The organism is Phenylobacterium sp. (genome assembly GCF_036495085.1).
Taxonomy (GTDB): Bacteria; Pseudomonadota; Alphaproteobacteria; order Caulobacterales; family Caulobacteraceae; genus Phenylobacterium.
Genome location: NZ_DASXNL010000136.1, coordinates 1 through 10,545, shown reverse-complemented (window position 1 = coordinate 10,545; position 10,545 = coordinate 1). Strand labels below are relative to the sequence as shown.

The window sequence follows — 10,545 nt, the reverse complement described above, 5'->3', positions numbered from 1 at the left end:
GAGCGGAGCGTACTCCGAAAATAGACGACTCTATGAACTGCATCGGCCCGCCCTGTGGCGGAGCATCACACCAAAGGAAGCTCAGCAATGGGTCGAAGCCAATGGGCCAAGAAGATGGTCCCGACCGCAACTAGCCAGTAGATTGCGGACGTTATGGAGGTCACCAAAGAGTCAGCCATTAGCGGAATCGCGATGAGCGGCCAACGCCATCGGCAACCGCCAGTGACCTTATGATCTCATGCGAATGCCGGGACCGCCTTGGGCGTCCGCGGCAACGAAGATGACCCCGCCTGCCTCCAGCACCTTTTGAATTCGCTCAAGAGTTCCCGTCTGCATGCCCCCTTTCGCGGTTTCGAAACGGGTGATCGTTGACGGCGCAACCCCAGCGGCCGCTGCGAGGTCGCGAAGACCCAAGCCTAGCGCGGTACGAGCGAGCTTGATCTGAAGAGGCGTCAACATCCCACCATCACACCAAACGCGCTCCCTGCATTGACTTGTGAGTTCCAAGAGCTCACAAATGCGCTCACGGAATTCGTTCTCTTCCGCGGCGCTCTGAGCCACGAGTCGCTCTGGGGCTGGAGGTTACATGCGCACGCCCCGATCCGCACCTGGCCCGGCGCTGTCGCGACGCGCGGTGATCGGCGCGTCGGCGGCGCTCCCCCTGGTTCCCCCGAGCGATCTGCCACCGGCCCCCATCGACGGAACGGCGGAGACGCTTCGGCTCTGCCGATCCTGGCTATCGACGGAGGCGCAGGTCTTCGACTTGCTAAGCCAGTGGCGCAGTCTGGAGAAACACGTCTGCGCCAAGCACCATAACTGGTTCCGCATGACCGAAGCCGAGCAGCGCCGATTGCCAGACGCCGCGGAGATGTTCGAGATCGATGCGCAGATCGCGACAATCTATGACGCCCGGGAGGACATCCTGCCAAAGCTTCCGGCCCTGGTTTCCACCACCCGCGAAGCGATTCTGATGAAATTTGAAGTGGTGGCCGAGGCGCTCTGTCTCGAAGACAACCGAGATGAACTCAATCTGCTGAACAGCGCCCGCCGCGACCTCGAAGCGGCGTGGCGCTAGAGGCCCCCTGCCCGGATGTCGGCGCGAGACCTCTAGCTTAGCGGGTCCGCGACCGCCCCGGCCGCAGATCGCCCCGCTCCTCCGTTCGCGCCCGTGCATTTGCTTCGCGCAGCGCCCTGGCCAGGGCGAGATGCTGTGTGTCCGGCGCCGGGGTACTGACAACTTAACTCCGCAGGGTCCAGGCTTCCCCTGCCCGTACCCTGGCGATCTCGTCGCGGCCGGGGCGACCTCCGGCAGCCGCCCAAGCGGCATATCGGAGACGAGTTAGCGTTAGACTGTCAGCACCGCCAACCACACAGCAAACTGGGCTCCGTCCCGGGCGCCCGGCCAAGAGCCGAGAATTGCGCGCTAATTCCCCGCAAACCGTAGACGTCGGTGCCCAGAACCGGCTCTCGGCGCTGAACTAGCCGCCAATTGCCCCTCCAGTCTCCGAACCGAAAAGCTGCACTCCGGTTTGCCGAATTCCCGGTTTAACCGGGAATAACCGGGAATTTCTTCATGGCGCGAAGAGACGCCTCGGCGGACAGGCGCCGATAAACCCAGCCGCATCAATCGCTTGACGCGTTCCGCCGCGTCGAGAACGGCGACCGCGTGTTCAGGAACCGGGAATTCTGATTGCACGTATCCGGGAAAAACCGGGCGCGCCTTCGCTAAAATCCGAGCGCCGTCTGTTGATCAGCCCAAGCCAGCGGCGTCCCACTCTGACGGATCTGGAGAGCGCTCAGGCCGGCCGGCTGTCGGCCATCAACGACGCCTCCCTCGCGGCCGACGCGCAGCGCTTCGTCGCCGCCGCCCAGACGCTGGCGCCGCTGACTATCGCGGTGCACAACGCGGGAAGTAACCGACCGGCGCCATTCTTGAAGGTCAGTGAAGAGCATTTCGAAAGCCACTGGCGTGAGCATGCACTGGGCGGCTTCCAGGTCGTCCAGGGCGGCCCTGCCGATGGTGCTGCGCGGCGGCGGGAACCTGATCTTCACGGGCGCCAGCGGCAGCCCGCGCGGCAAGGGCAGCTTCGCCCCGTTCGCGGCGGCCAAGGCGGCGGTCCGCAACCTCACACAGAGCCTCGCCCGTGAATTCGGCCCGCAAGGGGTCCACGTGGGTCACGTCGTCGTCTATGGCGGTATCCTGGGCGAGCGGCTGCTGTCGTTTCGGCCCAGCCTCAGGGATGAGCGCGGCCCGGACGGCATGCTCGACATCGCCGCCATCGCTGATGCCTATTGGTTCCTGCACCATCAGCATCGCAGCGCCTGGACCCTCGAGCTCGATCTGCGTCCCTGGGCCGAAATGTTCTGACGCGACGCCTCTCGCAGTGTTCCAGCAGACTGCGCCCGATCAAATCTCGCTGGTGGACTGGCAGCGCTCATGCGCATCCGGATGACGCTCCAGTTCCGCCTTAAGGCTGGGCCAACAAGTCTGCAGATGCCCCATGCGGCCCCGGTGTTTCCCGCGCGCTGGCAGCGGACGGCGCGCGGCTCGAAACACGACCTTCGAGGGCACCGAAACGGCGTTCCGGCGTTCTCTTTGGTTGGGCCGGGGCGGTATCGGCTTGGTTGTTGAAGGGAGGAGGCCACTTGGGCTTGACCGTCAATGGCGCAGCCGTCTCCCTCCCTGAGGATCCGCGCGTCTCACTCCTCGACCTGTTGCGCGAGCGCCAGGACCTTCCTGGGACGAAGAATGGCTGCAACCAGGGCGCGTGTGGCGCCTGCACGGTCCTCGTCGACGGCGAGCGCATGCTCTCCTGTCTGGCCCTGGCCGTGCAGTTCGAGGGCCGCGAGATCACCACGATCGAGGGGCTGGGCAAGCCCGGCGCGCTCCACCCGCTGCAGCAGGCGTTCATCGAGCACGACGGGTTCCAGTGCGGCTACTGTACGCCGGGCCAGATCTGCTCGGCGGTCGCCATGGTGCAGGAACTGCGCCGCGGCGTGCCCAGCCAGGTCACCGACGACCTCGCCGCCGAGGCCATCGCGCTGGATCGGGACGAGTTGCGCGAGCGGATGAGCGGCAATCTCTGTCGCTGTGGCGCCTACAACGGAATCGTCGAGGCGATCCTGGCCACCTATGCGGAGGCGGCCGAGTGAACCTTTTCACATACGCCCGCGCCGCCGATGCCGGCGACGCCGTTCGCCTTGCCAGCGGGCCGGACGCCAAATACCTCGGCGGCGGCACCAATCTTGTCGACCTGATGCGCGAGACGATCGAGCGTCCCGCCACCCTGATCGACGTGACCGGCCTGTCGCACGACATCGTCGAACAGCCCGACGGCGGTCTGTTGATCGGGGCCGCGGCGCGCAACACCGCGGTCGCGGAGCATCGGCTGGTGCGAACGCGCTACCCGCTGCTGGCCCGTGCGATCGTGGCCGGCGCCAGCGCACAGATCCGCAACATGGCGACGGTCGGCGGTAACCTGCTTCAGCGCACGCGCTGCGCCTATTTCTACGACGATGAGGGCGCGCGCTGTAACAAGCGGCGGCCCGGCGAGGGCTGCGACGCGATCGGCGGCTTCAACCGGACGCACGCGATTCTCGGCGCCTCGCAGGCCTGCGTGGCGGTACATCCGTCGGACATGTGCGTCGCGCTCGCCGCCCTCGACGCGGTGGTGCATCTCGAAGGCGCCGGCGGGAGACGCAGTGTCAAGCTCACCGACCTGCACCGGCTGCCGGGCGATCGGCCGGATGTCGAGACGGTGATGGAGCCGGGCGAGCTGATCACCGTCGTCGAGCTGCCGCCGCTGCCGTTCGCGGCGCGCTCGACCTACCGCAAGGTCCGTGACCGGGCGAGCTATGCCTTCGCCCTGATCTCGGTCGCCGCCGCCCTGGACGTCGAGGGCGGCTTGGTCACGGACGTGCGCCTGGCCCTGGGCGGGGTCGCCCACAAGCCCTGGCGCGCCTGGGACGCCGAGGCGGCGCTACGGGGCCAGCCGGCTGCCGAGGCCGCCTTTTCGGCCGCGGCCGACGCCGCGCTCGCCGGCGCCCGACCCCTCCGGGACAATGGCTTCAAGATCGAGCTTGCCCGACGAACCGTCGTCGCCGTGCTCGCGGGCCTCGCAAGCGCGCCGACATGAGTGTCTCGGCTCCCGACAGCTGGACGCCGGACGGCGCGCCCGACCCGCTGATCCGTCAGCAGCACGGCCACATCGGCCGCCCGGTGTCGCGGATCGACGGCCCCCTCAAGGTGAGCGGATCGGCCCGGTTCGCGGCCGAGTTCCCGCTTGAGGGCATGGTCTACGCCGCGCTCGCCTACAGCACGATCGCCAAGGGTCGCCTCGTTGAGATCGAGACCGCCGCGGCGGAGGCCGCGACCGGGGTCGTGGCCGTCATGACCCACCGGAACACCCCGCGGATGCAGCCCCCGCCCGCCTTCCTGTCCAGCCCGCTGGCGGCGAGCAACGACAGCCTGCCGGTCATGCAGGACGACCGCATCCACTGGAACGGCCAGCCGATCGCGGTCGTACTGGCCGAAACACAGGAGCAGGCCGACGACGCCAAGTCGCTGATCAGCGCAACCTACGAGGTCGAAGACGCGCTGACCGATCTCCAAGCCGCCAAGCGGGCTGGGACCGCCCAAGCGCATTTCTTCGGCGCGCCGCTGCACAACGAGGTCGGCCACGCTGAGGCGGCGTTGGCGGCGGCGGAGGTGAAGGTCGATGCGACGTACGTCTCGCCGGGCCACAACCACAACGCCATCGAGTTGCACGCTGCGACGGCGGTGTGGCAGGGCGGCACGTTGCGCATCCACGACGCCTCGCAGCTGGTCGCCCACACCGCCTGGTCGCTCGCGCAGATGTTCGGCCTGCAAGAGGATGCGGTCGTCATCACCTCGCCCTTTGTGGGCGGCGGTTTCGGCGGGAAGACACTCTGGCAGCACCAGGCGTTGGCCGCGGCGGCCGCCAAGTTGGCCGGCCGGCCGGTGCGGCTGGTGCTCTCCCGCGAGGGCGTCTACCGCCTGGTCGGCGGGCGGGCCCCGACCGAGCAGCGTGTCGCTTTGGGCGCGGACCGCGACGGGAAGCTCAAGGCGCTGATCCATTCGGGCATTACGCCCAAGACCGCCAACAACCTGTTCCCGGAGCCGTTCATCCTGCCGACCCTCAGCGTCTATGCGGCCAACTCGGTGCTGCTCGACGTGCAGACGGTCGAGCTCGACATGCTCAGCAACACGGCCATGCGGGCCCCGGGGGAAGCGGTTGGCACCTTCGCGCTGGAAAGCGCGATGGACGAGCTGGCGCATGCGCTGGAGATGGACCCGGTCGATCTGCGGATCCGCAACGAGCCGGAGAAGGACCCGACCTCTGGCCTTCCCTTCTCCGCCCGCCATATCGTCGAGGCCTGGCGCGCGGGGGCCGATCGGTTCGGCTGGAGCCGCCGCAACCCGACACCGGGTGGCGTCCGCGACGGCGAGTGGCTGGTGGGCCTGGGCTGCGCGACGGCGACCTATCCCTACCACCGGATGGCCGGCGGCGCGGCGCGGATCACACTCACCCGCGAGGTCCGGGCGACCATCGACATCGCTGCCCACGAGATGGGCATGGGCACCACGACGGCCCAGACCCAGGTCGCCGCCGAGCGCCTGGGACTTCCACTCGACGCCATCACCTTCAACTATGGCGACTCGACCCTGCCGGGCATCGTGATCGCAGGCGGATCGCAACAGACCGCCGCGATCGGCGCTGCGGTGATCGCCGCCCATCGGGCGCTGGTGAAGGAACTGCTCAAGCTCGCCGGCAACGATTCACCCCTCGCGGGGCTCGATCCCCACGAGATCGGCAGCCGCGATGGCGCCCTGTGCAAACTAGACGAACCTGAGCGGCGCGAGGATTACGCCTCGATCCTGGCGCGCGCCCGGCAGGACGCGGTCACGGTCGAGGCCCAGGCGCCGGAGCCGCTCGAGTTGCAGCATTGGTCGATGCATAGCCACGGCGCGATGTTCTGTGAGGTGCGGGTCAATGCGATCACCGGCGAGCCGCGGGTCAGCCGCTTCCTGGGCTCCTACGACTGTGGCCGCATTATCAATCCCAAGACCGCCATCAGCCAGTTCCGCGGCGGGATCATCATGGGGCTTGGCATGGCCCTTATGGAGGAGACCCAGTTCGACCCGCGCAACGGGCGGGTCGTGAACGCCAGCCTCGCCGAGTATCACGTACCCTCGCACATGGATGTGCCGGCGATCGACGTGATCTGGACCGACATCCCCGACCCTCATACGCCGATGGGGGCGCGCGGCATCGGCGAGATCGGCATCACCGGCGTGGCGGCTGCGGTGGCCAACGCCGTCTACAACGCCACGGGAAAGCGCGTACGCCAACTGCCGATCACGCTGGACAAGCTGCTCTGACGCCATTGCACAACGGACCGCGCCGGCGATCTCACGCCTGAGACGCATTGCGAAGACCCCTGGCCCGCTCTTCAACACGTCGGTGGTGTGGCGGCGGTCCGGTCCGCCCTGCTCGGCGTCATGGTGTTGGAAAATGCCGCCGATGTGGCGCGCAAACGGCCCCTGAAGCGCGGCCAGAAGTTCGAAGGCCTCGCCTTGGAGGCCGTCTTTTCCGCCCGGCACACGGTGCGTCACTTCGCAGATCGCGGCAGCGACAGCGACCCAGCGCTTGTTTGGGTTCTCAACCGCGCCGTGACCGAGGTTGACGCCGCCGCCGAAATTCTCGACGGCCACCGCCTGGCGACGCGCGCCGACCTCGAACGCGCTGCGCGCGCACGCGCCCACGCGCTCCGCGAAATTGTGGATGAGTACCAGGCCGGGTTCTACGACCTGTGACGCCTGTCAGGGCGGGCAGAACACGTGGGCGCGCCCTTCGAATGCCATCCCCATCGCACCAAATATTCCGGCTCTTGGCGCGGAAATCATGGCGTGCGTGCCAATGTCCGGCGTACGGCCGGCATCAGCTTCGCGCCTGGAGCGGATGCTGGCTTTGGTCCGTGAGACCCTCGCCGCATGGTCACGCACCGCCGACTTGCTCATGCGGCCGCCCGCGCCACGAAGTTGCGCACGATGGGGGACGTCTCGCCGCGGCGGTTGGCCAACGCCAGCCGTGTGATCGGCGCCTCTCCGGCAATCGGGCGATAGACGACGCCGGCCACGACCAGCTGGCTCATGGACGCCGGCACGATCGAGACGCCGAGGTCGGCGGCGACGAGGGTGATGATCGAAGCCATGTGCGGCGCCACCTGGCCGATGGTGGGATCGAAGCCGGCCTTGCGGCAGGCGCCGATGACGCTGTCGTGGAGCGTCGGGCTGACCGCGCGCGGAAACAGTAGGAAAGGCTCCGCGCTCAGGACCGCGAGATCAACCTCCTGTTGCGCCGCGCAACGATGGTTCGCCGGCAGCACCACGATCATCGCCTCTTCCGAGAGCAGCCGGAGTTGGAACCCTTCGCTTCCCTTGGCGTCCGGCCGCAGAAACGCCGCGTCCAAGGATCCATCCCGCAGGCCCGCTACAAGACGCGTCGTGTTGGCCTCCTCCAAGCTGAGGTCGACGTCGGCGTAGGCTTGACGGAAGGCCCGGATGGTCCCCGGCACGACCGGGTTGAACGCCGACGAGGCGGTGAAACCTACGCGGAGCGAACCGGTCTCGCCGCGCGCCGCACGCCGCGCCGCCTTCGTCGCCTGCTCGGCAAGTCCCGGCATCTGCCCCACTACGGCCAGGAACGCTTCGCCAGCCCGTGTGAGCTCGGCGCCATGCGCGAGGCGGCGGAACAACGCCGTCCCGACCTCGGCCTCCAGGTCCTTGATCTGCTGGCTGAGCGGCGGCTGCCCGATGCCGACTTTGGCGGCGCCGCGCGTGAAGTGCCGCTCCTCAGCGACCGCCAGGAAATAGCGGATGTGGCGCAGCTCCATGGATCATCTCCAAAAGCGATGAGATCAGCCGGTAGCATATATTGGATAGATGATCGGGCGAGGCGTATCTCCTCATTGCAAGACGAAGGAGACAGCGAATGACCGCCCCCACACCGACCATCACCCCCGAACAGGTTCGCGACATCTTCAAGGGACTGGAGAATGGCGACGGCGCGGCCTTCTTCTCGTACGTGTCCGACGACGTCGACTGGACCGTGATGGGGAGCCATCCCCTGGCCGGACGCTACCCGAGCAAGGCGGCCTTCGTCGCGGGCACCTTCGCCAAGCTCGCCAAGGTCCTTCCGCAAGGCGCGCAGCTCCATGTCGAGAACCTGGTCGTCCAGGGCGATGTGGCGGTGGTCGAGCTGCATTCGCTCGCCACCGCGAAGAACGGCCTGCGGTTCGACAACCGCTACTGCTGGGTCGTCTATTTCAAGGCCGGCGTGATCGTCCGCGTCCGCGCCTACCTCGACTCCGCCATGGTCGCCCAGCTGTTCGAAGAGAACCCGATCGGCTGACCCTCGGCGCCTCGCGCCGTTTCCCGTCCGTGGGCCGCCGGCGCAAACCGGCGGCCCGTGAAGGAGACAAGTTGATGACGTCCCACATCCAGACCCTGCGCGCGCTGCTGCGCGACGAGAATGGCGTCCTGCTGCCCGGGGCCGCCGACGCCCTGACGGCGCGTATCGTCGAGGACCTCGGCTTCAAGGCCGTCTACCTGACCGGTGCGGGCCTCACCAACACGCACCTGGGCCTGCCGGACCTCGGGTTCATGGACCTGAGCCAGGTCGCCGAACACGTCCTGGCCATTCGCGGCGTCGTCGAATTGCCGTTGATCGTCGATATCGACACGGGCTTCGGCAACGCCATCAACGTGGCGCACGCGGTGCGCACCCTTGAGCAGGCCGGCGCCTCCGCCGTGCAACTGGAAGACCAGCACGCCCCCAAGCGCTGCGGCCACTTCGAGGGCAAGGAACTGATTTCCGCCGAGGAGATGGTCGGCAAGGTCCGCGCCGCGGCCGACGCCCGGCGTCAGGACATGGTGATCATCGCCCGCACGGACGCCATCGCCGTCGAGGGCTTCGAGGCGGCCATCGACCGCGCCGGCCGCTACATCGCGGCCGGCGCCGACATGACCTTTGTCGAAGCGCCGGAGACCCTGGACGACCTCAGGGCGGTCCCGGAACGCCTGGCCGCGCCGCAGATGCTGAACATGGTGCTCGGCGGCAAGACGCCGATCGTCGATGCAGCGGCGGCCGGCGCGATGGGCTTCGGGCTCGTTCTCTACGCCAATGCCGCGCTGCAGGCGGCGATCCAGGGCATGCAGACCACCTTGCGGGCGCTCAAGACCAACGGCGTGCTCGACGAGTCCACGGTCACTTCGTTCGCCGCGCGGCAGAGGCTCGTGGGCCAAGCCGCGTTCGACGCCATGGAGGTGCGCTATGCCGCCGGCGTCCCGACCCACGTCTAGGCGGGACGCTTCGCCCAGACTCTGAAGGAGACAGACCCATGATCAATCGCAGAACGCTCGGATTGGGAATGGCGGCCGGCGCCGCGGCCATCCTGGCCGCCGGACGCGCGGCGCGCGCCGCGCCCGTAGCGGCCGGCAATATCGTCCTCGTCCATGGCCTGTTCGCCGACGGGTCGAGCTGGTCGGAGGTGATCCCGCGCCTGCAGGCGAAGGGCCTCAATGTGACCTCGGTGCAGAACCCGTTGACCACCCTGGATGACGCGGTGGCGTCCGCGCAACGGGTCCTGGCGCGGCAGGACGGGCCGACGGTGCTGGTGGGGCATTCCTTCTCCGGGATGATCGTCACCGAGGCCGGCGTCGCCCCGAACGTCTCCGCGCTGGTCTATGTGGCGGCCCGCGCGCCCGATGCCGGCGAAGACTACACGGCCCTCGCCAGCCGCTTTCCAGCGCCGCCGGCCTCCGCCGGGATCGTCTTCGACGGCGACGAGGGGCGGCTCAGCCGGGCCGCGTTCCTGCGGGACTTCGCAGGCGACCTGCCGCAAGCCAAGGCCATGGCGCTCTATGCGGTGCAGGAGCCGTTCCACAAGGCCCTGCTCTCCGGCAAGACCACGCACGCCGCGTGGCGGTCGAAGCCCAGCTTCTACGCCGTCTCCACCGAAGACCGGACAATCAATCCCGACCTCGAGCGCTTCATGGCCAAGCGGATGGGCGCCAAGACGGTTGAGATCAAGTCCAGCCATCTGTCGTTGATCTCGCATCCGCAGCAGGTGACTGACCTGATCCTGCAGGCGGCCGCACACCGCTGATCGCCGAGATTGCTCAGCGGGGAGTGAGGTTGCTTGATGGGCGCAGCGCTCGAACCTAGGTCCAGTCGCCAAGCCCGACCGGATGCGAAGGCCCCCAGGCCGGCGCCGGCATCTTAGAACCGCCGATTCCGCGCCCTCTCCCCGCCCCCCGATTTCGCATAACGCGACATCGGCCGGCCGCGGGTGTAGCTGCCATTTAGTAATGTCACCGCCCTCACCGATAGAGATGTCACAAGCATCGCTCTTGGCTGACGGGCTGAGGGTGGCGGCGGATGACGGTGATCACGATGAGCCGCAAGGAGCTTGGCCGGCTGCAGGCGCTGGTGGACCTGGCCGCCGGGCCGAAAACTCGCC

Annotated in this window: 11 protein-coding genes; 9 read left to right on the top strand and 2 right to left on the bottom strand. The window is 67.9% G+C overall.

All coding sequences use genetic code 11. From position 1 onward, the window contains the following. Window positions 1-228: 228 nt before the first annotated feature. On the bottom strand, window positions 229-459 hold the full coding sequence (locus VGI62_RS15470) for a helix-turn-helix transcriptional regulator (protein WP_331505409.1): 231 nt from the start codon (window positions 457-459) through the stop codon (window positions 229-231). A gap of 127 nt (window positions 460-586) precedes the next feature. Here VGI62_RS15470 and VGI62_RS15465 point away from each other — a divergent pair, with 127 nt between their 5' ends. From VGI62_RS15465 to VGI62_RS15440, 6 genes are all read left to right on the top strand, one after another. After that, entirely contained in the window at window positions 587-1,075 is a 489-nt protein-coding gene (locus VGI62_RS15465; protein ID WP_331505407.1) for a hypothetical protein, read from the top strand. A 900-nt stretch (window positions 1,076-1,975) separates the two neighbouring features. Then, window positions 1,976-2,368: an SDR family oxidoreductase gene (locus tag VGI62_RS15460; protein WP_331505408.1), complete on the top strand. Its 393-nt coding sequence runs from the start codon at window positions 1,976-1,978 to the stop codon at window positions 2,366-2,368. Window positions 2,369-2,646: 278 nt separating this feature from the next. After that, complete coding sequence (locus tag VGI62_RS15455; protein WP_331505406.1) at window positions 2,647-3,153, top strand: 2Fe-2S iron-sulfur cluster-binding protein; 507 nt, start codon at window positions 2,647-2,649, stop codon at window positions 3,151-3,153. Then, the gene (locus VGI62_RS15450; protein ID WP_331505405.1) at window positions 3,150-4,136 is read left to right on the top strand and encodes a xanthine dehydrogenase family protein subunit M; all 987 of its coding nucleotides are present in this window, start codon (window positions 3,150-3,152) and stop codon (window positions 4,134-4,136) included. Before VGI62_RS15455 ends, VGI62_RS15450 begins: the two co-directional genes overlap by 4 nt. Further along, window positions 4,133-6,403 carry a xanthine dehydrogenase family protein molybdopterin-binding subunit gene (locus VGI62_RS15445; protein ID WP_331505404.1) on the top strand — a complete coding sequence of 757 codons (2,271 nt, stop codon included), beginning with the start codon at window positions 4,133-4,135 and terminating at the stop codon, window positions 6,401-6,403. The genes VGI62_RS15450 and VGI62_RS15445 overlap by 4 nt, the downstream gene beginning before the upstream one ends. Before the next feature lie 120 nt (window positions 6,404-6,523). Then, entirely contained in the window at window positions 6,524-6,838 is a 315-nt protein-coding gene (locus VGI62_RS15440) for a hypothetical protein (RefSeq protein WP_331505403.1), read from the top strand. 200 nt (window positions 6,839-7,038) lie between these two features. Here VGI62_RS15440 and VGI62_RS15435 read toward each other — a convergent pair whose 3' ends face one another. Then, complete coding sequence (locus tag VGI62_RS15435; protein ID WP_331505402.1) at window positions 7,039-7,917, bottom strand: LysR family transcriptional regulator; 879 nt, start codon at window positions 7,915-7,917, stop codon at window positions 7,039-7,041. A gap of 98 nt (window positions 7,918-8,015) precedes the next feature. On the opposite strand from VGI62_RS15435, the gene VGI62_RS15430 reads away from it, so the two are divergent. From VGI62_RS15430 to VGI62_RS15420, 3 genes are all read left to right on the top strand, one after another. Further along, entirely contained in the window at window positions 8,016-8,435 is a 420-nt protein-coding gene (locus tag VGI62_RS15430) for a nuclear transport factor 2 family protein (protein WP_331505401.1), read from the top strand. 74 nt (window positions 8,436-8,509) lie between these two features. After that, on the top strand, window positions 8,510-9,385 hold the full coding sequence (locus VGI62_RS15425) for an isocitrate lyase/PEP mutase family protein (protein WP_331505400.1): 876 nt from the start codon (window positions 8,510-8,512) through the stop codon (window positions 9,383-9,385). Between the two features lie 38 nt (window positions 9,386-9,423). Beyond that, window positions 9,424-10,191, top strand: a complete 768-nt coding sequence (locus VGI62_RS15420) for an alpha/beta hydrolase (RefSeq protein ID WP_331505399.1) — start codon at window positions 9,424-9,426, stop codon at window positions 10,189-10,191. The last annotated feature ends 354 nt before the right edge of the window (window positions 10,192-10,545 follow it).